Here is a 23,192-nt window from a genome sequence, read left to right as displayed (position 1 = left end):
TCAATCATCGTTCCGGTCATCTGAGATTGATACGCAGGACGGCGGCGCTGGCAAAGGGCAGCAGTGCAACCGTGGCGGCGGTGATCCCGGCCAGCATAAGCAGCGGGGTTTGTGTCTCCATCCCGGTGGCCCCGCGTCGGGCGACCTCGGCCCCGAAAATCAGCGTTGGGACGTAAAGCGGCAGGACGAGCAGCGACAACAGCAGTCCTCCGCGCTTCAGGCCGACGGTCAGGGCCGCGCCGAAAGTGCCGATGACGCTCATGGCCGGAGTGCCGATCAGCAGCGAGATGACCAGCCAAAAGAAACCGGGCACAGGCAGGTTCAGCAACACACCCAGAAACGGCGCCGCCAGAACCAGCGGCAGGCCGGTTGTCAGCCAATGGGCCAGCGCCTTGATGGTGACCACGGATTCCAATGGCAGCGGCGCGGTGGCAAGCAGGTCGAGCGAGCCGTCCTCCCAATCCAATGCCAGCAAGCGGTCGAGGGACAGCAGGCACGCAAGCAGAGCGCCAAGCCACAGCACCCCCGGCGCGATGGTGGACAGCAGCGAAGATTGCGGACCGACCGAGAAAGGCACCAGTACGGTCACGATCAGGAAGAAAGCCAGACCCAGGCCAAATCCTCCGCCCGCGCGGAAGGCCAGTTTCAGGTCGCGCAGCAGCAGAGCGATCACAGGAAGCCTCCGTCGAAATCGTCGATGGGTTTGGGCTTGGCCTTATTGGGGCCGACATCCAGAACCTCTCCGTCCAGGCCGAGGTCGATATGGGTGGCGATCAGCGCGGACCCTCCCTGCCCCAGATGCGCGCGAACGGCATCGGCGAACATCTGCACCGCGTTTTTATCCAAAGACACAGTCGGTTCGTCCAGCATCCATATCGGTCGTCCGGTGACCAACATCCGCGCCAGCCCGAGGCGGCGTTTTTGTCCTGCCGACAGGTTTCCGGCGTGCCGGTCCGCCAAATCGTTCAGGGCGAAAGCGTCGAGTGCGTTTTGGATCCCTCGTGTTCCGAAGACCGAGGCCCAGAAGCTGAGGTTTTCGAACACTGTCAGCGTTGGTTTCAGGCCATCAGAATGCGAAGCATAGGCGATCTGATCCTCGGCCCCTTCGATGTGACCGGCCAGCGGCGGTTGCAGGCCAGCAAGTGTGCGCAGCAGGGTCGTCTTGCCGATCCCATTTGGCCCTCGCAGGATCAGCGCCTTTCCCCCGGAGAGCGAAAAGCTGAGCCCTTCAAGCACGGGAACGCCGCCTCGGGCGATGGCCAGATCGGTTACTGTCAGTGTCATGTCGCCCGCTTAGCGGATTGCGGGCGCGGGCAAAAGGTCGGAATTGCCGCAGAGTGGATGGGGGATGTTGTCTGGCAAGTTCGGAGCGAGGGGCCAGCCCCTCGCGCTCCCCGGGATATTTTCAGCCAGATGAAGAACGGATCCCTAGACCGGGATCAGCGCCAGCGCGACACGACGGCCTTCGGACAGAAGCACGTTATAGGTGCGGCAGGCGGCTGGGGAATTCATGATTTCGACGCCGATACCGGCCTCTTCCAGCGTCTTGCGCAGGTTGGCAGGTATGTGGGTCAGGTCTTTGCCGGTGCCGATGAACAGGACGTCGATCTGGTCGGACAAGGCCAGAAGCGTGTCTTCGTCCGCATAACCGCCCCATGGCGCCGTACCTGTGGGGCCAGTCAGGATTGGGCCTTCATGCACCTGTCCGCCAACGCGAAAAAAGCCGGGGCCGTAGCCGTCGACAGGCAGGGCATTGGTGTAAGTGATCTCATTCAGGCGCATGGCGGGGTTTTAACCCCAAAGCGGCAGTCCGGACAAGGCCGCGGACGCGATCACCAGATAGGCCGTGATGCGATAGAGCTTTTCCCGCTCGGGCCGGAACATCCAGCCGCCTAGCCAGTTGCCTGCAATGTTGGGAAGGGCGAGCAGCAATCCCATTCCCGCAGTTGCAAAGGTGACCCGCGCCATTCCGGTGAGATAGCCGAGGATCAGGAAATCGAAAGCGAAGAGGAACAGCAGGATCGTGGCGCGGATCACGGCAACTGGAAGCGGACGCGACATATAGAACAGGATGACTGCCGGGCCCGGAAGACCCGCGACACCACCGAGAAACCCCGCAGCACCCCCGATCCCTGCGACCATGCCCCGCCCCACCCGGCCGCGATATCGCAAGCCCAAGATGAGCACAGTCAGCATCGACAGCGAGATCAGGCTGACGAGGTAACGAAACAGTTCCGGTTCGGAACGGGTGAGCAGCCACAGGCCAAGTGGCAGGATCACTGCACATCCCAGTACCAGGCGTGTCAGGTCGGCCTTGTCGACTGCTCCCCAGGCGCGGCGCAGGTTCGGCAGCGGCCCGAAGATATCCATGATGGTCAGCGCGATAATCGCGCCGAATGGGCCCAGATAGGGACTGGCGAGCGGCAGGAAGATCAGGGCGGTGCCAAACCCGGAAAAGCCGCGCACGATCCCTCCGATCAGGGCGGCGGAAAGGATAACGGCCAGACCGGTTGGGGTCTGGCCGAAATATTCAGGCATCGATATTGGCAAACTGGTTGCCCGCCGTATTCGACGGCTTCGACCAGTCGCGTTTGACCCCCAGCCACAACAGAATGGTCGAGGCCACAAAGACCGATGAATAGGTCCCGACGATCACGCCCCAGATCATCGCGAAGACGAAGCCTCGGATGACGTCTCCGCCCAGCACATAGAGCGAGATCAGCGCCAGCAGGGTGGTGACCGAGGTCATGACCGTTCGGCTGAGCGTTTCGTTGATCGAGATGTTCAGGACTTCTTTGAGGTCTTTCTTCTTGTACTTCCGCAGGTTCTCGCGCACCCGGTCAAAGACCACCACGGTGTCGTTCAGCGAATAGCCGACAATGGTCAGCAGGGCCGCGATGATGGCCAGATCAAAGCGGATTTGCAGTTCCGAGAAGATGCCGATGGTCAGAATCACGTCATGCACCAGTGCCGCCACGGCACCCAACGCGAATTGCCATTCAAAGCGCAGCCAGATGTACACAAGCACCGCGCCAATCGCCAAAGCGACCGCGATAACCGCGGTCTGGATCAGTTCGCCCGAGACCTTAGGGCCCACGGATTCGACCGAGACGAACTGGATTTCCGGGACCACCGTTTGCAGCGCTTGCTCCACCGCGGTGACTGTTGCGGCCGACACCGCCTCGGCATCGTCCTGCGCCTGAATACGGATCATTGCCACGTTCTCGTCCGGCCCGAAAGTCGGATCGAAAATTTCGGTAATGGTCACATCACCCAGCTCCAGCGGCGCGATGGCATCGCGATAGGCACCTACGTCGATCTCTTGCACGCTTTGCGTGCGGATCGTGGTCCCGCCGCGGAAGTCGATGCCGAAGTTCAGTCCCTGCAGCAGGAAGGACCCGAAGCTGATCAACATCAACAGGGCCGAGATTCCCAGCCACAGCTTCCAGCGGCTGAAGAAATCGAACGAGGTCTCTTGCGGTACGAGTTTCAGTCTCATGTCAAACCTCGATCGTTTTCGGACGGCGGCGTTCGAACCACATGACGACCATCAGGCGCGTCACGAAGATCGCGGTGAAGGCCGAGGTCAGGATGCCCAGACCCAGCGTGATGGCAAAGCCGCGCACCGGGCCGCTGCCCATGGCAAACAGGATCACGGCAGTGATGAAGGTGGTCACGTTGGCGTCGACAATAGCCGACAGCGCCTTTTCATAGCCCAACTCGATAGCACGTGCCGGGCCTTTGGCGGATTTCAGTTCCTCGCGGATGCGTTCGAAAATCAGCACGTTGGCGTCCACCGCCATACCCACGGTCAGAACGATACCCGCGATCCCCGGCAGAGTCAGCGTGGCCCCGATCAGTGACAACATGCCAAACAACAGGCCGACATTCAGCACCAGCGCGATATTGGCAAAGAGGCCGAACAGACCATAGCTGAGCGCCATGAAGGCCAGTACCGCGACAAAGGCCACAATGGTCGCCACCTTACCCGCGTCGATGCTATCCTGCCCCAGTTCGGGACCAATGGTGCGCTCTTCAAGGAAATCCAACCCGGCGGGCAATGCGCCTGCGCGCAGCAGAACGGCCAGATTAGTGCTTTCCTCAACGGTAAAATTGCCGGTGATGATACCCGAGCCGCCGGGAATGTGGCTTTGGATCACGGGGGCCGAGATCACCTCATCATCCAGAACAATAGCGAAGGGTGCGCCGATATTTTCCAGCGTGTAGTCGCCGAATTTGCGCGCGCCTGAGGTATTGAAGCGGAAACTGACAGCCGGGCGACCGTTCTGATCGAACGAGGGTTGGGCATCGACCAGTTCTTCACCGGTTACCACGGGGGCAGATTCCAGAGTGTAATAGACCCCGTCTTCATCCAACGAGGGAATGATCTTTTCACCAATGCCCGGAACCGCATCGGGATCAGAGCCGCGACCAACCACAGGGTTGAACGTCAGCTGAGCCGTGGTTCCGATGATCTCTTTCAACTCACCAGCGCTGCCAATGCCCGGCACCTGGATCAGGATACGGTCTGCGCCCTGGCGCTGAATGGTGGGTTCCCGGGTGCCGACCTCATCGATCCGGCGGCGGATGATTTCCAGCGACTGGCGCACGGTACGGTCATCCGAGGCCAGCTTCTCGGCCTCGGATAGTTGCACCACGATGGTGTCTCCATCGGCGAAAGCCTCGATATCAGTGGCCCCTGCCCCAGTCAGTGTCTGCACCTGACGGGCCAGGCCGCGCACAACCTCCAAAGCGCGGGACATGCCTTCGGGCTGGCTGATGCGCAGGCGAATCTGATCAGGAGCCGAGTCCTGACGGCGGATCGTGCCAACGGTCGCGCGTTCATCACGCAGCGCGTCGCGGATTTCGGGCCACATCGCCTCCATCCGGGATTCGTAGACATCGTCGACCTTGACCTCGGCCAGCAGATGCGCACCGCCGCGCAAATCAAGCCCGAGGTTGACCAGAGACGACGGCAGCCAGTTGGGCCATTGCCCGGCTTCAGCCTGCATCTCGGGCGTGTCGATGCCCAGCTCGATCGCGGTCTTGGCATCGTTGGATTGCTCAACACGCGTGTAAAACGCATTCGGCAGGGCCAAGAGCAGGCCGATCACACAGACCGACCAGATCAGAACCCGCTTCCAGGTATCAATTTGCAGCATTACCCTGCCTTTTCAAGGAATTGTCGCGCGAAGTTACTTCGCAGGTTCGGTCTTGTTCAGAACCTGGGCGATGGTCGATTTGACCACACGCACCTTGACGTTTTCGGCAAGCTCGACCTCAATCTCGTTCTCGCCTTCCTTGACCTTCGACACTTTACCGATCAGCCCACCCTGGGTGACAACCTGATCGCCCCGGCGCACGGCCTCGACCATGGCCTGATGTTCCTTCATCTTTTTCTGCTGCGGACGGATCAGCAGGAAATACATGATCGCAAAGATCAGGATCAGCGGGAGAAACTGGGCGATTGCGCCACCTTCCATGGGATATTCCTTTGTTCTGATGATGCAGAGGACTCTCTGCAAAGTTTGCGGGAACCTATGCTTTGGATCGGGCGTTTGCAAGCAAAGGCGGCCCCCTTTGCCGGATCGGCGCGCAAGGTTTCCTGAACGGCGTTGCAGATATGTTCTAGGCAGGCGGTCCCCGTTCGATATAGTTGCCCCTCAGGAGGCCCAATGATTCAATCAATCCAAACCCTTGGCACACTTACCCGCCTGCTGGCTGCGGCTGTCTGGCTCAGCCTGCTTGCGCTGCCAACCTGGGCGCAGGACGCAGCCAATGAAGCGCCCGCCGCCGACGAGGCGCTGTCAGATGTGTTCAAGGCGCCTGTGATCGTGGATGGCGATACGCTGTTCCATCTGCGCGGCTCCAGCGCGCTACCGGCGCAGGAACGCGCCGAGCGGGTGCAGGACAAGATCATTGAGGTCGCCGAAGCCTCTGACGCCAAGGAAGTGTCCATAACTTTCGAAGATTCGGAATTCGGCACCCGGATTTTTGCCAACGGCGTACAGATATCCATCGTCACGGATGCGGATTCCGAACTTGATCAGATGGATCTGAGCGTTCTCAGCGTGTTGCACGGTGATGCAATCAAGCAGTCGATCGAAAGTTACCGCGCAAACCGCACCGAGCAAGCGCGCGTATCGGGCGCGATTGAGGCAGCCGCGTGGACCCTTGGCTTTGCGTTGTTCATCGTGGTCATCCTGTGGCTGCACCGCAGGATCCGGCGGCGCACCTTGGAACTGGTCAAGCGCTATCTCAAAGACGTCGAAACCGCGACGGCCAAAAGCGTGCAGGCAGAAGCCATTGCGGCGCTGATCCGCTATGGCCTGAATTTCATCCTGCTGGTGATCTTTTTCCTCGGCTTTTACTATTACCTGTCCTTCGTGCTGCTGGCCTTTGCCGAAACCCGGTATTTCGCCCAGCTGCTGCTGACCTATCTGACCGAACCGGTTCTGCTGATCTTCAGGGGCGTCCTCAGCTATATTCCGAACCTGATCATGCTGGTGCTTATCACTTGGATAACGCTGTATATTATTCGCGGCATGCGCGTGTTCTTCGATGCGGTCGAAGCGGGCTCGTTCGAAATGGGTGATTTCGAAAAGCATTGGGTGAACCCCACTTTCAACATCGCGCGGGTCGTCGTGATCCTGATCGCCCTGGTCTTTGCAGTGCCCTATATTCCGGGCTCGGATTCTGCGGCCTTTCAGGGGCTGACCATCCTGGTCGGTGCCATGCTGTCGCTGGGCGCGAACTCGGTCGTATCGAACATGCTGGCGGGGCTCTTTGTGATCTACCGCCGCTCGACCTCGATCGGGGATCGCATCCAGATCGGAGAACATGTCGGCGACGTGGTGCGTATCAAGCTGATGGAGACGCATCTGAAATCGATCAAGAATGAGTTGATCTCGATCCCCAACGCCCAGTTGATGAATTCGGATGTGGTGAATTTCTCGAAGAAAACGGATGGCAATGGGCTGTTGTTACATACAACTGTCGGTATCGGATATGAGGAACCGCCCGAGAAGGTCGAGGCGATGCTGATCGAGGCCGCCCACCGCACCAAGGGCATCAAGGTCAAGCCTGAACCCTTTGTTTTATGGACAGCGCTGGCCGATTACGCGATCAATTATCAGATCAACGGTTTCACAACGCGGGGCAGCAGTATTCCCAAAATCCGCTCGGACCTGCATCGCAATATCGTGGCCGTATTCAACGAGAACAATGTGCAGATCATGACGCCGTCCTACATGGCCGACCCGCCTGAGCCGAAAATCCCGGTCGGGGAATGGGATGGCCATCTGGCACATGAAACCCACGAGGAAACGGATAAGTCTTAAGGTGCTACACCCCGCCTTTCAGATGGTGCATAAGCGGTTGCAGTGATTCACGCATTTAAGGATCTGAACCATGCACGACATCCGCGCCATTCGCGAAAACCCAGCCGCCTTCGACGCCGCCCTTGCGCGCCGTGGGGACGCGCCGGTGTCGTCAGACCTGCTGAGGCTGGACGAAAGCCGCCGGGCCAAGATTCTCGCCGCCGAGACAGCTCAGGCCGAACAGAATAAGGCCAGCAAAGAGGTAGGCGCCGCCAAAGGACGCGGCGATGAGGCTGAATTCGAACGCCTGCGCGCTCTGGTCGCCGAGAAAAAGGCCGAGATTGCTCGGATGCAGACCGAAGCCAAAGATTTGGACGCGCTGTTGATCGATCAACTGGCCCGCATCGCCAACCTGCCGGCCGAGGACGTGCCGGAAGGTGCAGATGAGGACGATAATGTCGAGGTCAACCGCTGGGGCACTCCGCGAAACTTCGCATTCACCCCCAAAGAGCACTATGAGATTCCCGCCGTCGCTGCGGCGATGGATTTCGAAACCGCAGCCAAAACCAGCGGCAGCCGTTTTGTGAACCTGACCAAAGGCGTGGCACGCATTCACCGGGCGCTGGCGCAATTCATGCTGGATACACATATCGACAAAAACGGGCTGACCGAGACGCAGACGCCGGTTCTGGTGCGGGACGAGGCGATGTATGGCACGGATAAACTGCCGAAATTCGGCGAAGACAGCTATCAGACAACAAATGGCTGGTGGCTGATCCCGACATCCGAAGTCACGCTGACCTATTCTGTATCCGGTGACATTCTGGAAGAAAGCGCCCTGCCCATCCGCATGACGGCCCACACAGTCTGTTTCCGGTCCGAGGCGGGCAGCGCGGGCAAGGATACCGCCGGAATGCTGCGCCAGCACCAGTTCGAAAAGGTCGAGATGGTTTCGGTCACGCATCCGGACAAGTCTGATGACGAGCAAAAGCGCATGTTGCGCTGTGCTGAAGACCTGCTGGAGCAGATGGGCATCCCCTATCGCACCGTCGTTCTTTGCACGGGCGATATGGGCTTTGGCGCGCGGCGGACCTTTGATATCGAAGCCTGGCTGCCCGGGCAGAACACATATCGCGAGATCAGCTCGGTCTCGACCACCGGTGATTTCCAGGCCCGTCGGATGAACGCCCGTTTCCGCCCCGAAGGTGGCGGCAAGCCGGAATACGTGCACACGCTGAACGGATCGGGCCTTGCGGTTGGGCGCTGCCTGATCGCGGTGCTGGAGAACGGGCAGAACGCTGATGGCACGGTCAGCCTGCCCGAAGTTCTGGCCCCCTATCTGGGCGGCAAGCTGACCCTGCAGACCGATGGCACCCTGGCATAATAAAACCGGCACTCAAATGGTGCCGGTTGGATAAACCACGGCGGAGAAGGTATTACTTCTTCGCCTTTTTCTTGTTCTTCTTTTTGCTGGATTTCTTGTCGGCCTTCTTCTTGTCCGACTTCTTCTTATCGGCCTTCTTTTTGCCGTCGCCTTTGGACTTCTTGTCCTTCTTGGCTTTCTCTTTGACCTTTTCCTTGGCTTTGGAGAAGACGGCCTCCATCTCGGATTTCTTCCGGGCGGCCTTCTCGGCCTTGGCCTTGGCTTTCGCCTTCTTTTTCGCCTTGGCCTCAGCCGCTGCCAGCTCTGCCGCAGCGCGCTTTTCCGCTGCCTCTCGTTCAGCCCTGGCCTTACGCTCGGCATCGGCTTTCTTCGCAGCTGCTGTACTGCGCACGGATGCACGACGCGCCGGGGGTTTTCGGTTGGGAGCCCGGCGTGCAGGAGCCTTGGCCGGGGTCGGTTTAGCCACCGCCTCTTTTGCGGCGGCAATCAGGACTGTCGCCCGCGCAGTGCCGATACGCGGTACCTTAGCCAAATCTTCGGGCTTGGCATTTGCAACAGCCGCAGCCGTCTTGAAGCCGTTTGCGCTCAGCGCTTGTGCCAGCGCCGGTCCCACACCGCGCACATCAGAAACTGCAGTCATTGCGGGTCCTTTCCTGTCGTCCCTTATGCTTGTACATACATGGCCTGCAAACCCCGACAAGAGCATCAGGCCGATTGCCTCAGGCCTTCATCAGCCGGTCTGAACCAGCCCCTGCCCCTGTGGCCATTTGGGGAACGGGACCAGACGTTTGGCCTCTTCATCCCACAGTTTCAGGTTCAGCGCCGCTACCGCCTCGGGGAATTTGATCCGGCGCGGGGTATATTCGGGCGGCAGGTTATAGTGGCAGGCGCGCAGCCGGTAGGACGGGATACGCGCGTTGAAATGGTGGATGTCATGCAATGTGATGCACGCCACCGCATTGTCAAACCACCATCCGAAATCCAGCGCTGATGACCCCTGCAACGCCGCAAGTTGCGGGTCCAGATCGGGGCGACGATCCCAATAGGTGTCCTCGAAATTATGCTGCAGATACACCAGAAACACGCCCAGCATCCCGCCCAGCAGTGAAAACACCAGCCAGACCAGAATACCCGTGCTGCCCGCGATCAGATAAAGCAGCCCCAGAAACACGACGATCGACAGGTTGTGCAGCAGCACGCCCATCACGCCGAAGCGAACGGTGTTCTTGGGCCAGCGATAGCGAATGAAATAGGTAAACAGCGCGCCCACGGGAACCAGAATGAAGGGATTGCGGTAAAGCCTGTAGAACAAACGTTTTTTCCAATCCGAGCTGTTCCACTCGCGCAGCGTCATGGTATGAATTTCGCCGGTCTCACGATGTTCAAGATTGCCGATCCCGGCATGGTGCAGATTGTGATTCTGTTTCATCACTTCGAATGGTGCGAAGGTAAACGGCGACAGCCCATGGCCCGCCCATTCGTTTTGCTGCCGCGTCTCGAACAGGGAATGATGTCCGCAATCATGCTGCAGCACGTAAAGACGCACAGCCGAGAAGGCAAAAACGATCCCCGCCGGGATCATGACATACCAGCGGTCGACATAAACGATCGCCAGGGTCAGCGATGCGAAATACACTACGAATGTTCCGAAATAGCTGAGCGCGGCAAGCCGGTTGTCCTGCACCGCGTATTGTCTTGTATATTCCCTCAGATCCATCGCGCCCGCTCCCTAGGGTGGTCCGGTTATTATCTGTTCCCAAAAAATTATGTGCGGAAATCCCGCAGACAAGCTGCGCACGAAACAAATGCACGCTCGTGAATGCTAGCGCGCGAAAAAGGGGCTGTCACGCCCCCTGTCTGAAAACGCTGCAAATTAGCGCAGTTACGCGCGTCCCTTTAGATGCTTGGCCAGGGCGCCTGCGTTTTTCTTGCGGCGTCCCTTATAGGGGTTCTTGTCCCCCTGCCCGCGCAGCGTCAGCCGGATCGGGGTGCCCGGCATGTCGAAATCTTCGCGCAGGCCGTTGACCAGATAGCGGTTATAGCTTTCGGGCATCTTGTCGGGATGCGAGCACATAACCACGAATCCCGGCGGGCGGGTCTTGGCCTGTGTCATATAGCGCAGCTTGATCCGGCGGCCCTGCGGCGCTGGCGGCGGGTGCTGTTCCAGCATCGCGGTCAGCCAGCGGTTCAGCGCAGCCGTCGGAACACGGCGGTTCCAGACGTCATGGGCCCGCAGGATGGCCGCGCGCAGACGCTCCAACCCCCGGCCTGTTTTGGCAGAGACGGTGATCAAGGGCGCGCCACGCAGTTGTGGCAGCAGGCGCTCGAAGGACTCTTTCAGGTCACGCAGTTTTTCCTGCTTGTCCTCTTCGATGTCCCATTTGTTGACGGCGACAACCACGGCGCGGCCTTCACGCTCGGCCAGATCGGCAATGCGCAGATCCTGCTGCTCAAACGGAATCGCCGCGTCCAGCAGGACCACCACTACTTCGGCGAACTTGACCGCGCGCAAGCCGTCTGACACCGAGAGCTTTTCCAGCTTCTCCTGCACTTTCGCCTTCTTGCGCATACCCGCAGTGTCGAAAATCCGCATCGGAGTGCTGCCACCATCCGGGTCGGCCCAGTCGATCCGCAGGCTGATCGCATCGCGGGTGATGCCGGCTTCGGGACCGGTCAGCAGGCGGTCTTCGCCGATGATCTTGTTGATCAGGGTGGACTTGCCCGCATTCGGGCGACCAACCACAGCCACCTGCAAGGGTTTGTCAGCCGTGATCAGCGGGGCTTCGCCCTCACCGTCTTCATCCAGTTCGATATCGGTTTGCGGCGTTTCATCGGCCCGCGCTTCCTCGGCGGCATCGGCCAGAGGCATCAGTTGCGCGTAAAGGTCGGTCATCCCTTCGCCGTGTTCACCCGACAGGCGCACAGGCTCACCGAGACCGAGGTTATACGCTTCAAGAACCCCGGCATCCGCTGCCGAGCCTTCGGCCTTGTTGGCGGCAAGGATCACATGTTTGGACCGTTTGCGCAGAATCTCTGCAAACATCTCATCGGTGGGCGTCAGGCCCACACGCGCGTCGATCATGAACAGGCAGACATCGGCCATGTCCACCGCACGCTCGGTCAGGCGGCGCATCCGGCCCTGCAGGCTGTCATCGGTGGCATCCTCAAGACCCGCGGTATCGATCACGGTAAAGCGCAGATCACCCAGACGCCCTTCGCCTTCGCGCAGGTCACGCGTCACGCCGGGCTGGTCGTCGACCAAAGCCAGACGTTTGCCCACGAGGCGATTGAACAGAGTGGATTTGCCCACATTCGGGCGCCCCACGATGGCGAGGGTCAGCGACATGATTTCAAACTTTCAAGACTCAAGATGCGCCCTTTAACGCATCTTGTCGTCAACGGAAAGCGTGCAGTTCACCCTTGGTCGACACGACATAGAGCGTCTGACCCGCCACAACCGGTGCTGTCGTCGCGCCACCCGGCACTTCAACCTGATGCACCAGCGCGCCGTCGACAGGATTGAAGAAGCGCAGATAACCGTCATTCGAGGCCACGACCAACCGTCCGCCAGCCATGATCGGGCCGTAATGGGCAAAGATCGGTCCGCGGCGTCCCGGTCGGTCCTTGACAAAGCCGGGCAGGTCGATGGCCCAGACAATGGCCCCGTCCGCTGCGTTCAACCGCACCAGCTGGCTGCGGTCGCTGATCAGAAAGACGCTGTTTCCGGCGGGCCAGACCGTATCGACGGCACCTTCGGGCGCGGTCCAGTTCCGCTCGCCGGAATCGACGTCGAACGAAACGGTGCGGCCCGAGTGGTTGCCGATCAGGATTGCATTGCCAGACACCATCGGCCCTGCGGTCACATCCACGATCTGCGCCGATGCGCGACCACGGCGCCCGCCCGCGACCGACGCATTCCAGCGCAGGATGCCGCCACGACGGAAGGTCGCCGCGACATCGCCAGAGCCAAAGGCGAAGACCGAAAACTCTGACGCAATGACCGGCGCAGGTGCGCCCAGAACGTTACCAACGCTTGGTGTGCCATCGATCTGCCAGATGATCCGGCCATCCTTGGTGTTCACCGCCCAGCCGGTTTCATCCCCGGCAACCAGATATAGGATACCACCATTGACCAAAGGCGCGCCGCTGCCGGTCGCGTTCAGGCGCTTTTGCCATCTCTGCGCCCCCGTTTTGGCGTCCAGCGCAGTCAGGCGGCCAAACCCGGATGAGACGTAAAGGACCCCATCAGCATAGGCGAGTCCGCCTCCGGTGGCGTCCGCCTCTTTCTCGGTGGCCGGGATCAGATTCGTGCTCCAGGCGACCTGCCCTTGAGGCGTTACCGCCGAGACATTGGCACCGGAATCAAGCGTATAGATCAGCCCGCCCGCAACAACCGGATCGGCGGTGATGCGTTGTTTGCGGCTATCGCCGCTTCCGATATTGGTCGACCAGATTCGTTGGGGCGTCGAACTGAGTGCCGCGTTTGTGGTCCGAAACGCCGGGGTGCCAGGGCTTTGCGCCCAGCTGGCGTTCCGGCTTTGGGCCGGAACACTGATCGGCTTGGCCCCGCGCGTCTCAACCGTTTCGTTGTCGATGGCAGGACGAATATCTTCCCGTTCGCCCGGCAGAATGACCTCGGGTTCCTGACAGGCGCTCAGCGCGGTCAGGGCAATCGCCGCAACCGGCAATCCAAAGCGTGAGAAGTAACGTGTAACCATGATCAAATGAACTCGCCTGTGATAGTCTGTTTCGCCGCCGCGTCAGCCTTGTTGTTGGGCAACGGGCTCGGGCTTGCCGCCCAGCGCTACGATCAACTGCGCCGCACGTTGCTGCAGATCAATGCCGGCTTCTGCGTCCTGACGCAGCGCCTGCAACCGATCCAGCGCAGCCTGTGTGTCGCCCTCGGAAACATCGATCAAAGCCAGCTGTTCTTCGGCCAACAGCCGCATGGGCGCGCCCGGCGTCGCAAGCGCTTCGAATTGCTGACGGCGGTCGGCAACCGGCATCGTGTCTGTCTGCAGCAACAGCGCTTTGAAACTTGCAATTGCGCGATAGATTTCGGGCAGATCACCCTGCGTTGCGATGGCGTTCAGGCTGTTCACGGCGTCCTGCTCGGACCCGGCCTCGACCTGCGCGGCCGACAGCAGCATGTTCAGAACCGCGTCTCCGCCAGCTGATTGCGTCCCGACCGATTGCAGGCTGGTCGCCCGTTCAGCCGAACCGTTTTCGGCCAGCGCAGACAGGATCGCATCCCCCAGCGCTTCGGCCTGGCCCGTGTCCCGGGCCTTGCGGTATTCGTTGAACGCTGCCCCACCGACGATGGCAACAACGGCGACCACACCGACCCACCCCCAGCGACGCAAGAGCAGGAACATGCGATCCCGGCGCACCTCTTCGGTGACCTCATCAATAAAACTGTCGGTGTCGCTCATCCCTGCCTCTCAGGCTTCAGTCCGGTTTTCTAGCGCCATGTCATACCCCGGCCATCGGGCCAAGCCAAGTGCCCGAATTCACACATTTGCGCAGTTGCCCCCGGGTCTTGCGTAAAAAACTAAACCGAACTATTCAGTTCAGTATGGAAAAGCCACGGACCCGACCCCATTTCAAGGCATAGACGCCGCACCCGGGTGGGCGATCAGATCTGGAGAAGACACCGCATGCGTTTGATTTCATTCATCAACGCCGTATTGGTTATCGTCGCATTGTATTTCCTTGTGTTTGAGCGCGACGCGCTGTTTGCCTTTGCCGGTCGTGGTGACGAGCAGACAGAGACATCAGTTGACGCCACGGAAGCCACTCCGGCGCAGGTTGCCGATGTCATCGGTGTCGTCGCCTTGCGGTCATCCGCGCGCGAGATTGGCAGCGCTGTGCAACTGCGCGGACAGACCAAGGCCAACCGTCAGGTCGAGGTGCTGGCCGAGACGATTTCGACCGTCGTGTCCGAACCCAAGCGCAAGGGTGCCTTCGTCGAAACCGGCGATCTGCTGTGTGAGCTTGATCCGGGCACCCGCCCCGCAAGCCTTGCCGAGGCGAAAGCCGCGAAGCTGGAGGCCCAAAGCCGCGTGCCCGAGGCCGAAGCGCGCCTGCAAGAGGCGCACGCGCGTCTGGCCGAGGCCGAGATCAACCTGACCGCCGCGCGCAAACTGTCGGAAACCGGGTTCGGGTCGGAAACCCGCCGTATCTCAAGCGAGGCCGAGATGAGCTCAGCCAAAGCTGGTATCAAATCTGCCGAAGCCGGGCTGGAAGCAACGCAGGCCGGGATCGAAGCCGCCACCGCAGCGGTCGCCGCGGCACAGCGCGAGATCGACCGCCTGACCATCGAAGCGCCGTTCAAGGGGCTGCTGGAAAGCGACACAGCCGAACTTGGCAGCCTGATGCAGCCCGGTTCGCTCTGCGCGACCGTAATCCAGCTGGACCCGATCAAGCTGGTCGGCTTCGTACCTGAGACCGAGGTCAACCGGATCATCGTCGGCTCGATGGCGTCGGCGCAACTGGTTACCGGATTGCAGGTCGAAGGGCGCGTGACCTTCCTCAGCCGTTCGGCGGATGAAACGACACGGACCTTCGAGGTAGAAATCACCGTTCCCAACCCGGAATTGCTGATCCGGGATGGCCAGACCGCAAACATCCAGATCGCCGCCGAGGGCGTCAAAGCGCATCTGCTGCCGCAATCAGCCCTGACGCTGAACAATGAAGGCCAGTTGGGTGTGCGCACCGTGGGCGCGGGCAATGTCGTGGACTTCGTACCCATCCGCTTGCTGCGCGACACCGCCGAAGGTGTCTGGGTCGGCGGCTTGCCGGAAACCGCTGATGTCATCGTGATCGGGCAGGAATTCGTCACTCGTGGCGTGACCGTCGCCCCGACCTACAGGGAAGCTTCGCAATGACGGGCATTGTCAGTTGGGCCGCTGGTCGGGCCAGAATGGTTCTGGCCTTCATCGCGATCTCGCTGGTTATCGGCGGATACGCATATGTCGGCCTGCCGAAAGAAGGTGAACCGGACATCGACATCCCGATGCTGTTCGTCTCGGTGCAATTTCCGGGCATTTCAGCCGAGGACAGCGAAAGCCTGCTGATCAAGCCGATGGAAACAGAGATGGCCGATCTCGACGGGCTGGACAAGATGACCGCCACCGCCGCCGAGAGCTACGCGGGCATACTGCTGGAGTTCGAGTTCGGTTGGGACAAATCCGCCACCATCGCGGATGTGCGCGACGCCATGAACAGCGCACAGGCCGAATTCCCGGATGGGGCCGAGCAATACACGATTACCGAGGTCAACTTCTCGGAGTTCCCTATCGTCATCGTCAACCTGACCGGCCCGGTGCCCGAACGCACTATGGCGCGTGTTGCCAAAGACCTGCAGGACGAGCTTGAAGCGTTGGATGCGGTGCTTGAAGCCGGTATCGCCGGTAACCGCGACGAGATGCTTGAGGTCGTGATCGATCCGCTGCGGCTGGAGGCTTACAACGTCACCGCCGCCGAATTGATCAATGTGGTGAAGAACAACAACCAGTTGATTGCCGCCGGTGAGGTCGAGACCGAGCAGGGAACGTTCTCGGTCAAGATCCCCTCGTCCTTCAAAACCGCGCAGGACGTCTATGGCCTGCCGGTCAAGGTCAATGGCGACCGCGTGGTCACCCTGGGTGAACTGGCCGAGATCAACTATACCTTCGAGGACCGCGCAGGCACGGCCCGGTTCAACGGGGAACCCACCGTCGCGCTGCAGGTGGTCAAGCGCAAGGGCTACAATCTGATCGACACGGTCGCGCTGATCAAAGCCACCGTCGCCGAGGCCCAGACCAAATGGCCAGCCGAGTTGCAGGCCGCTGTTGATGTGGGCACCTCGAACGACCAGAGCCGCATCGTTGATTCAATGGTGCGTCAACTTGAAGGCTCGGTCCTGACCGCCGTGGCACTGGTGATGATCGTGGTTCTGGCGTCGCTGGGGACACGCGCCGCGTTGCTGGTGGGCTTTGCAATTCCGACGTCCTTCCTGCTGTGTTTTGCCTTTCTGGCGATGATCGGGGTCACAATCTCGAACATGGTGATGTTCGGTCTGATCCTTGCCGTGGGCATGCTGGTCGATGGTGCCATCGTTGTGGTGGAATACGCCGACAAGCGCATCAAAGAAGGCGTCGGTCCGATGCACGCCTATGTCGAGGCTGCGCAACGGATGTTCTGGCCGATTGTCTCGTCGACTGCCACGACCTTATGCGCCTTCCTTCCGATGCTGTTCTGGCCCGGCATTCCCGGCGAGTTCATGAAGATGCTGCCGATCACGCTGATTTTCGTTCTGTCCGCCTCGCTGATCGTAGCACTGCTCTATCTTCCGGTCGTGGGCGGCGTATCGGGCCGGATGAGCCGCAGTTTCGAGCGCAGTTCCAACTGGCTGCGCGCACGCGCGCCCTGGTGGCTGCGCGCGCTCTTGGTGCCGCCATCGCTCTATATGATCTTCCTCGGCGCGATGCAGATGCTGAATCCCGGTTATCTGCTGCCCGGCGGCGCGATTGCCGGGGCGCTGATGTTCCTCTTCGGTGCCTTTGCGGGTTCGGTCACGCTGAGCGCGGCCAAGATCCAGCGCGCGCCGGATGATCATGTGCATACGGCCAAGGAGCACACGCCGTTCGGCTATGTGGTCAAATTCCTGGTCGGCAATCCGATCATGCCAATCGTGTCGATTGCTGTGGTCGGTTTCGCCGTCATCAGCGTCATGACCGCCTTTGGAGAGAACAACCGCGGTGTCGAGTTCTTTGTCGAAAGCGAACCCGAACAGGCCACAGCCTATGTGCGGGCACGGGGCAACCTGTCGCTGCGGGAAAAGGATGAAATGGTAATGGCCACCGAGGAGGTCATTGCAGCGCACCCGTCTGTCATCAACGTATTTGCCTTTGCGGGCGAAGGTGGGCTCAATCAGAACAATGGCGGCGCCGAAGCCCCCGCGGACACCATCGGCCGGGTTCAGTTCGAGCTTATTCCCTGGGAAGATCGCCCGAACAGTTCCGAGCAAATCACCGGTTGGTTCTGGGGGCCGATTGCTGGCTTGCTCGGTTTTGAAAAGGAAGTGGTCGCAGCAGAATATGACGGCAACTATGTTCTGGACGAACTGACGGCAGAACTGGCAACTCTTCCTGGCTTCATCGTTGATATTCAGGCGCTGGAACAGGGTCCTGCATCGGCCAAACCTGTCCACCTGCGCATCAAGGGCGACGGATGGGAAGAGCTGACCACCTCCACTCTCGCCGCACGTGAGGCGTTCGAACAGACCCCCGGACTGATCAAGATCGAAGACACCCTGCCCCTGCCGGGTATTGACTGGCAGATCGACGTGGATGTCGCCAAGGCCGGTCGATTTGGTGCCGACGTCGCCACCGTTGGTGCGATGGTACAGCTTGTGACCCGCGGCATCTTGCTGGGTGAGATGCGCCCGGATTCGACTGATGAAGAGATCGAGATTCGCGTCCGCCTGCCCGATCAGGACCGAGTGCTGTCGACGCTTGATACACTCAAGGTCCGCACGCCGGACGGTCTGGTGCCGCTGTCAAACTTCGTGACCCGCCAGCCGGTCGCTAAACTGGCAGAGATCAACCGTGTCGATCAGGAGCGGTACTATGATGTGAAAGCCGATGTTGAGCCGGGTCTGAGCAAGGTTGTGACCGATGGTCCGGATGGCAGCCAAGAGCGGCTGGCCGTTGTGCGTCCGCTGATCGAAGGTGCGACTCCTGACAATGCGGTCATTACTGGACCTGATGGCAGCGACTATGAGCTGGTGCAACTGACCGGTGCTGAGAATGTCGGTCAGTTGCGTGCAAGCATCGAGGATGGCAGCGCCAGTTTTGCCCTGATCAACCCGAACGAGCGGATTGCGGTGCTGACAGAATGGCTGCAGACCGATCCGTTTGGTCGCACCATCTCTTGGGAATGGACCGGGGATCAGGAAGATCAGGCCGAAAGCCAGGCCTTCCTGTCCAGCGCATTCCTTGCCGCATTGGGTCTGATGTTCGTGATCCTGCTGGCCCAGTTCAACTCGTTCTTCAACTCGGTGCTGGTACTGTTGGCTGTTGTGCTTTCGACCACCGGTGTGCTGATCGGTATGATGGTGATGCAACAGCCTTTCTCGATCATCATGACCGGGACAGGCATCGTGGCGCTGGCCGGGATCGTGGTGAACAACAATATTGTTCTGATCGATACCTATCAGGAATACAGCCGCTACATGCCCCGGATCGAGGCCATCGTCCGCACAGCCGAGGCACGCATTCGTCCCGTTCTGCTAACCACTCTGACCACCATGGCCGGTCTGACGCCGATGATGTTCGGTCTGTCGCTGGACTTCATCAATGGCGGCTATTCGATCGACAGTCCAACGGCGCTGTGGTGGAAGCAGTTGGCCACTGCGGTGGTGTTCGGTCTGGGCACCGCGACGGTGCTGACGCTGATCGTGACGCCCTCGCTGCTGGCGCTGCGGGTTTGGGTGACGACCTATGCGATCTGGGGCGGCAAGGCGCTGGCGCGGGCCACACAGGGACGCTCAGGCAAGATCGCGCAGGACATGACCATTGGTCAAAGCGCGCGCGACATGCAGGCGACCGAGATTGTGTGGAATGAGAGCGCCGCGACCGAGGTCAAACAGGACCCGGATCAACCGCCGGGACCACCGCTTAAAGCAGCTGAATAACACGATAAGGGCCGGTTCCACCGGCCCTTTTTCTTAGCCCTTCAGTCGTGACCAGGTCTGGTGTGCACAGACCAGATGCTCGCACCCTTTGACCTGCAGCGTATCGCCCTTCAGCGTCATCTGTGGCACCGCTTCGACATTGATCAACGGCACCCAGAACTCACCGCCGCCATATTTGCCGCCACCTTCGCTGGCGACATCCCAGAACAGTTTTTTACCGATATTCGGGGTCTGTACCTCTTTGCCTGACGGATCATAGGCCGACAGAATCTGACCGCAGAACTTGTCACCGCACGCGGTGATTTTGATGTGAGAGGTCAGGTCCTTACGATCCGGCTCGGTCTTCCAGACACCTACAATGGGGTCAGCAAGGGCGATCCCGGGCAACAGGATCAGGGCGGCGACCATTGGGGGGCTTAGGCTTTTGAGAACTCCAAACATAGCAAATCCTTCGCCTGTCAAAGCCTCATAATAGCATATCGAGCGCGCGGGATCAGGCCGCCTGCGCATCCGATTGCTGACGGCTCCAAAGCTGAGCATAGCGGCCTTCGCGCGCCAGCAATTCGTCATGGGTGCCCTGTTCGATGATCTCGCCGCGTTCCAGAACGACGATCCGGTCGGCCTCGGCAATAGTGCTGAGGCGATGGGCGATGGTGATCACCGTGCGCCCCTCGCCCGCGCGGGCCAGCGCATCCTTGATGTCCTGTTCGGTGTCGGTATCCAGCGCCGAGGTCGCCTCGTCCAGCAACAGGATCGGAGGGTTCTTGAGCAACGTTCGTGCAATGCCGACCCGCTGCTTCTCGCCCCCGGACAGTTTCAGACCACGCTCGCCCACCTTGGTGTCATAGCCCTCGGGCAGGCTGGCGATAAAATCATGGATCTGAGCCGCCTTGGCCGCTGCCTCGACATCTTCCTGCGTCGCTCCTTCCCGGCCATATGCGATATTGTAGCGGATCGTGTCGTTGAACAGCACCGTGTCCTGAGGCACGACACCAATGGCCGCGTGCAGGCTGTTCTGGCTGACATCACGCACGTCCTGCCCGTCGATCTTCAACGCGCCGCCGGTGACATCATAAAACCGAAACAGCAACCGCCCGATTGTGGACTTGCCCGACCCGGTGGCCCCCACGATGGCCACGGTCTGCCCTGCCGGAACCGTGAGGGACACACCCCTGAGGATCTCCCGATCCGCCTCATACCCAAAGCGCACATTGTCCAGTGTGACTTCGCCGCCATTCACCTTCAGGTTCGGCGCGCAGGGTTTCTCGGTGACCTCGGCAGGTTGCTCCAGCAGATCGAACATCTGGCCCATATCCACCAAGGACTGGCGGATTTCGCGGTAAACCGTTCCCAGAAAGTTCAGCGGCACGGTGATCTGAATCATGTAGGCGTTGACCATCACGAAATCGCCTACCGTGAGCGACCCGTTCTGAACCCCAACCGCAGCGAGAACCATAACGCCGATCAGGCCACAGGTGATCAGAAAGGACTGGCCAAAATTCAGGAAAGCCAGCGAATAAGCGGTCTTCAACGCGGCCGTGGCATACCCCTTCATCGAGACATCATAGCGTTCAGCTTCGCGCGCTTCGGCGTTGAAATACTTGACGGTTTCGAAATTCAGCAGGCTGTCGATGGCACGCTGGTTGGCCTCGGTGTCCTGATCGTTCATCTCGCGGCGCAGTTTCACACGCCACTCGGTCACGGCGAAAGTGAACCAGATATAAAGCGCGATGGTCGCCGCCACGACGACCAGATACCAGACGTCGAACAGCCACATCAGGATGATGGCAACCAGCAGCAGTTCCAGGATCAATGGCCCGATTGAGAACAACAGGAACCGCAGCAGGAACTCGACCCCTTTCACGCCACGCTCGATGATCCGGCTCAGCCCGCCGGTGCGGCGGGTGACGTGGTAGCGCATCGACAGCTGATGGATGTGCTTGAACGTCTCCAGCGCCAGTGCGCGCAGCGCCCGCTGCCCGACCGGGGCAAAGGACGCATCGCGCAATTGCTGGAAGCCCACCGTCATCATGCGCGCGACGCCATAGGCCACCGTCAAGCCGACTGCGCCCAACGCCAGAGGCGGCACGCCCTCGCCCGCCAATCCGTCGACCGCGCCCTTGTAGAGGATCGGCGTATAGACCGCGATCAGCTTGGCCACCACCAGCATCATCATCGCCAGCACGACGCGCCGCTTCACCCAAGGCTCATCATCAGGCCACAGATACGGCGCGACCTTGCGGATCGTGCGCCAGCCGGAACGATGTTCGTCGGTGTCGGATTGCAGGGCTGTGGATCGTCTCATCACGTACCTTGACTGCGGTCAGAGAAGCTCTGGCCCTGCGGGGCCCGAGCGAATTTTTACTCGGGGATTGTGAAAATCTGCCCCGGATAGATCAGGTCGGGATCGCGGATCGAATCCCGGTTGGCCTCGAACAGCCTGACATACAAGATACCGTCGCCAAACCGTTCACGAGAAATCGCCCAGAGCGTATCGCCCTGTTGCACGGTGACAGACCGGATCAGCGGCGCCTCTTGCGGCGTTTCACCCTGCTCGGTCTCTTCGGCAGCGCGTAACACTTCGACGGGTTCGCGTTTGAACGGTGTCTCAAGCCTGCTGACCACGGTGCCGTCAGGCGCAACCTCGTCCACGCGCAAAGTATAGACGCCCGGATCGATGCCTTCCACCTCGCCGCGCCACTGGCCGTCCGGGGCGGGTGGCAGGTCGGCGATCAAGCGGTTGTTGAGATAGAGCCGCACGGCCGATCCGTCCTGCGCGCGCCCGGTCAGTTCCACGTCGCCTGTATCAGAATAACCAATCGTATCCAGGGCAATCTGCTTGGGCGGAACATCCGCGACGGTGGGCGGCTGAACCAGCTCTACCCCCTCTTCGCCGGACCGGATGATGGCGACCTGCTGGTCCCGCGCTTCGTCGGCTTGCGGTGCGTCCGCTGCCGGCTGCGCCTCGGGCGTCGCTTCGGCCTGCTCGGTCACCTGCGGTTCGGTGCTGGCATCTTCGGACGGCTCCGCTTCGGCCGTTTCCGACTCAGGGGCCTCAGGATCTGGCGTCGTCTCCGCCTCAGCAGTTTCCACATTTGGTTCTTCGGCTTCCGATGCGGCCTCGGCCACCTCAGTGCTTGGCTCTTCGACTGACGGGGCGGCTTGCTCAGGCGCAGGCGGCTTGGGCAACGCAGCGATCAGGTAATCATCCGAGCGTACAGGCTCACCTTCACCCTGCGCCTCCAGCACCAGCCCGCGTGCAGCATCCGCAAAGGGGATGGTGACGAATTCGGCAAACTGACCGCTGCTGTCGACGGTAAAGCTGTGCACGGATTCTCCGTCCAGCAGCACGTCGATCTCGGTCCCCGGCTCGGCATTGCCAGACAGAACGGCGTTGCCGTCGGGTTCGACGAATATCTGATCCAGAACGGGGGTCTGCGCGGCAGGCGCGGCGACCTCTTCGCTTTCGGGCTCCGCTTCCGCCTCTGCCGCTTTAGCAGGTGCCTCATCAGCCGGTGTTGCCTCGGGCTCTGGCGTGGCCTCGGTGGATTCATCGCTTGGCTGCGCCACTTCGGCGACCTCAGGTGCCTGTTGCTCTGGCGCAGGGCCAAAGAGACCCGACAGATACACCCCGCCCGCAGCCAGCACTGCAACGAGCCCGGCAATCAGCCCCCATATGAAGGTGCCCGAGCTTCCGCTTCCCGAATTGGCGTTCATTGTTTTCCTTTCACTCCGCCCCATAAACACCCTGAGTGCCAGGCATTCCAAGGAGCGGTTGAGCCAGCCTATCAATCCCGCTATCAGGGGTCAA

General features: G+C 60.5%; 19 protein-coding genes. 4 read left to right on the top strand and 15 right to left on the bottom strand.

Annotated elements, in window-relative coordinates; genetic code table 11:
* Positions 1-16 precede the first annotated feature (16 nt).
* The 7 genes from ccmB to yajC all read right to left on the bottom strand — a co-directional run bounded on the left by ccmB (position 17) and on the right by yajC (position 5,483).
* Positions 17-673, bottom strand: a complete 657-nt coding sequence (gene ccmB, locus ACR0K9_RS02215; RefSeq protein ID WP_480531669.1) for a heme exporter protein CcmB — start codon at positions 671-673, stop codon at positions 17-19.
* On the bottom strand, positions 670-1,284 hold the full coding sequence (ccmA, locus tag ACR0K9_RS02210; protein ID WP_480820404.1) for a heme ABC exporter ATP-binding protein CcmA: 615 nt from the start codon (positions 1,282-1,284) through the stop codon (positions 670-672). The genes ccmB and ccmA overlap by 4 nt, the downstream gene beginning before the upstream one ends.
* Positions 1,285-1,428: 144 nt before the next feature.
* A complete protein-coding gene (locus tag ACR0K9_RS02205) occupies positions 1,429-1,782 on the bottom strand; it encodes an Mth938-like domain-containing protein (RefSeq protein ID WP_480531665.1) in 354 nt (117 codons plus the stop codon).
* Positions 1,783-1,791: 9 nt separating this feature from the next.
* Positions 1,792-2,538, bottom strand: coding sequence for a sulfite exporter TauE/SafE family protein (locus ACR0K9_RS02200; protein WP_480820402.1), 747 nt, complete (start codon positions 2,536-2,538; stop codon positions 1,792-1,794).
* On the bottom strand, positions 2,531-3,499 hold the full coding sequence (gene secF / locus ACR0K9_RS02195) for a protein translocase subunit SecF (protein WP_480820400.1): 969 nt from the start codon (positions 3,497-3,499) through the stop codon (positions 2,531-2,533). The genes ACR0K9_RS02200 and secF overlap by 8 nt, the downstream gene beginning before the upstream one ends.
* Position 3,500: 1 nt before the next feature.
* Entirely contained in the window at positions 3,501-5,162 is a 1,662-nt protein-coding gene (gene secD / locus ACR0K9_RS02190; protein ID WP_480820398.1) for a protein translocase subunit SecD, read from the bottom strand.
* Positions 5,163-5,195: 33 nt separating this feature from the next.
* On the bottom strand, positions 5,196-5,483 hold the full coding sequence (gene yajC, locus ACR0K9_RS02185) for a preprotein translocase subunit YajC (RefSeq protein WP_170325331.1): 288 nt from the start codon (positions 5,481-5,483) through the stop codon (positions 5,196-5,198).
* 192 nt (positions 5,484-5,675) lie between these two features.
* Between yajC and ACR0K9_RS02180 the strand changes: the two genes are divergently transcribed.
* Positions 5,676-7,340: a mechanosensitive ion channel family protein gene (locus tag ACR0K9_RS02180; RefSeq protein WP_480820396.1), complete on the top strand. Its 1,665-nt coding sequence runs from the start codon at positions 5,676-5,678 to the stop codon at positions 7,338-7,340.
* A 70-nt stretch (positions 7,341-7,410) separates the two neighbouring features.
* Positions 7,411-8,703, top strand: coding sequence for a serine--tRNA ligase (serS, locus tag ACR0K9_RS02175; protein ID WP_480820394.1), 1,293 nt, complete (start codon positions 7,411-7,413; stop codon positions 8,701-8,703).
* A gap of 52 nt (positions 8,704-8,755) precedes the next feature.
* Here serS and ACR0K9_RS02170 read toward each other — a convergent pair whose 3' ends face one another.
* From ACR0K9_RS02170 to ACR0K9_RS02150, 5 genes are all read right to left on the bottom strand, one after another.
* Entirely contained in the window at positions 8,756-9,343 is a 588-nt protein-coding gene (locus ACR0K9_RS02170; protein ID WP_480820392.1) for a helix-hairpin-helix domain-containing protein, read from the bottom strand.
* A 90-nt stretch (positions 9,344-9,433) separates the two neighbouring features.
* Positions 9,434-10,420, bottom strand: a complete 987-nt coding sequence (locus ACR0K9_RS02165) for a fatty acid desaturase (RefSeq protein ID WP_480820390.1) — start codon at positions 10,418-10,420, stop codon at positions 9,434-9,436.
* 165 nt (positions 10,421-10,585) lie between these two features.
* Entirely contained in the window at positions 10,586-12,049 is a 1,464-nt protein-coding gene (der, locus tag ACR0K9_RS02160; protein WP_480820388.1) for a ribosome biogenesis GTPase Der, read from the bottom strand.
* 49 nt (positions 12,050-12,098) lie between these two features.
* On the bottom strand, positions 12,099-13,421 hold the full coding sequence (locus ACR0K9_RS02155) for a PQQ-like beta-propeller repeat protein (protein ID WP_480820386.1): 1,323 nt from the start codon (positions 13,419-13,421) through the stop codon (positions 12,099-12,101).
* A gap of 42 nt (positions 13,422-13,463) precedes the next feature.
* Entirely contained in the window at positions 13,464-14,135 is a 672-nt protein-coding gene (locus ACR0K9_RS02150) for a hypothetical protein (protein WP_480820384.1), read from the bottom strand.
* 225 nt (positions 14,136-14,360) lie between these two features.
* On the opposite strand from ACR0K9_RS02150, the gene ACR0K9_RS02145 reads away from it, so the two are divergent.
* The gene (locus ACR0K9_RS02145; RefSeq protein ID WP_480531644.1) at positions 14,361-15,590 is read left to right on the top strand and encodes an efflux RND transporter periplasmic adaptor subunit; all 1,230 of its coding nucleotides are present in this window, start codon (positions 14,361-14,363) and stop codon (positions 15,588-15,590) included.
* On the top strand, positions 15,587-19,381 hold the full coding sequence (locus tag ACR0K9_RS02140) for an efflux RND transporter permease subunit (RefSeq protein WP_480820382.1): 3,795 nt from the start codon (positions 15,587-15,589) through the stop codon (positions 19,379-19,381). Before ACR0K9_RS02145 ends, ACR0K9_RS02140 begins: the two co-directional genes overlap by 4 nt.
* 33 nt (positions 19,382-19,414) lie before the next feature.
* Here the strand turns inward: ACR0K9_RS02140 and ACR0K9_RS02135 are convergent, their stop codons facing one another.
* Genes ACR0K9_RS02135 through ACR0K9_RS02125 form a run of 3 tightly spaced genes read right to left on the bottom strand, consistent with a single transcriptional unit; the run spans position 19,415 to position 23,098 of the window.
* Positions 19,415-19,822, bottom strand: coding sequence for a DUF2147 domain-containing protein (locus tag ACR0K9_RS02135; RefSeq protein WP_480820380.1), 408 nt, complete (start codon positions 19,820-19,822; stop codon positions 19,415-19,417).
* 52 nt (positions 19,823-19,874) lie between these two features.
* The gene (locus ACR0K9_RS02130; RefSeq protein ID WP_480531638.1) at positions 19,875-21,686 is read right to left on the bottom strand and encodes an ABCB family ABC transporter ATP-binding protein/permease; all 1,812 of its coding nucleotides are present in this window, start codon (positions 21,684-21,686) and stop codon (positions 19,875-19,877) included.
* Between the two features lie 56 nt (positions 21,687-21,742).
* Positions 21,743-23,098, bottom strand: coding sequence for a LysM peptidoglycan-binding domain-containing protein (locus tag ACR0K9_RS02125; RefSeq protein ID WP_480820378.1), 1,356 nt, complete (start codon positions 23,096-23,098; stop codon positions 21,743-21,745).
* Between the last annotated feature and the right edge of the window lie 94 nt (positions 23,099-23,192).

The organism is Ruegeria sp. L12, from assembly GCF_056531745.1.
This window is presented reverse-complemented; position numbering and strand designations above follow the sequence as displayed.

Excerpts from the sequence above, each read along its gene's own strand:
- ACR0K9_RS02200 (WP_480820402.1), bottom strand. The coding sequence starts at position 2,538 with ATGCCTGAATATTTCGGCCAGACCCCAACCGGTCTGGCCGTTATCCTT.
- ACR0K9_RS02165 (WP_480820390.1), bottom strand. The coding sequence starts at position 10,420 with ATGGATCTGAGGGAATATACAAGACAATACGCGGTGCAGGACAACCGG.
- ACR0K9_RS02140 (WP_480820382.1), top strand. The coding sequence starts at position 15,587 with ATGACGGGCATTGTCAGTTGGGCCGCTGGTCGGGCCAGAATGGTTCTG.
- ACR0K9_RS02205 (WP_480531665.1), bottom strand. The coding sequence starts at position 1,782 with ATGCGCCTGAATGAGATCACTTACACCAATGCCCTGCCTGTCGACGGC.
- der (WP_480820388.1), bottom strand. The coding sequence starts at position 12,049 with ATGTCGCTGACCCTCGCCATCGTGGGGCGCCCGAATGTGGGCAAATCC.
- ACR0K9_RS02170 (WP_480820392.1), bottom strand. The coding sequence starts at position 9,343 with ATGACTGCAGTTTCTGATGTGCGCGGTGTGGGACCGGCGCTGGCACAA.
- yajC (WP_170325331.1), bottom strand. The coding sequence starts at position 5,483 with ATGGAAGGTGGCGCAATCGCCCAGTTTCTCCCGCTGATCCTGATCTTT.
- secF (WP_480820400.1), bottom strand. The coding sequence starts at position 3,499 with ATGAGACTGAAACTCGTACCGCAAGAGACCTCGTTCGATTTCTTCAGC.
- ACR0K9_RS02145 (WP_480531644.1), top strand. The coding sequence starts at position 14,361 with ATGCGTTTGATTTCATTCATCAACGCCGTATTGGTTATCGTCGCATTG.
- secD (WP_480820398.1), bottom strand. The coding sequence starts at position 5,162 with ATGCTGCAAATTGATACCTGGAAGCGGGTTCTGATCTGGTCGGTCTGT.
- ACR0K9_RS02125 (WP_480820378.1), bottom strand. The coding sequence starts at position 23,098 with ATGAACGCCAATTCGGGAAGCGGAAGCTCGGGCACCTTCATATGGGGG.
- ccmA (WP_480820404.1), bottom strand. The coding sequence starts at position 1,284 with ATGACACTGACAGTAACCGATCTGGCCATCGCCCGAGGCGGCGTTCCC.
- ACR0K9_RS02180 (WP_480820396.1), top strand. The coding sequence starts at position 5,676 with ATGATTCAATCAATCCAAACCCTTGGCACACTTACCCGCCTGCTGGCT.
- ACR0K9_RS02130 (WP_480531638.1), bottom strand. The coding sequence starts at position 21,686 with ATGAGACGATCCACAGCCCTGCAATCCGACACCGACGAACATCGTTCC.
- ACR0K9_RS02135 (WP_480820380.1), bottom strand. The coding sequence starts at position 19,822 with ATGTTTGGAGTTCTCAAAAGCCTAAGCCCCCCAATGGTCGCCGCCCTG.
- ACR0K9_RS02155 (WP_480820386.1), bottom strand. The coding sequence starts at position 13,421 with ATGGTTACACGTTACTTCTCACGCTTTGGATTGCCGGTTGCGGCGATT.
- ACR0K9_RS02150 (WP_480820384.1), bottom strand. The coding sequence starts at position 14,135 with ATGAGCGACACCGACAGTTTTATTGATGAGGTCACCGAAGAGGTGCGC.
- serS (WP_480820394.1), top strand. The coding sequence starts at position 7,411 with ATGCACGACATCCGCGCCATTCGCGAAAACCCAGCCGCCTTCGACGCC.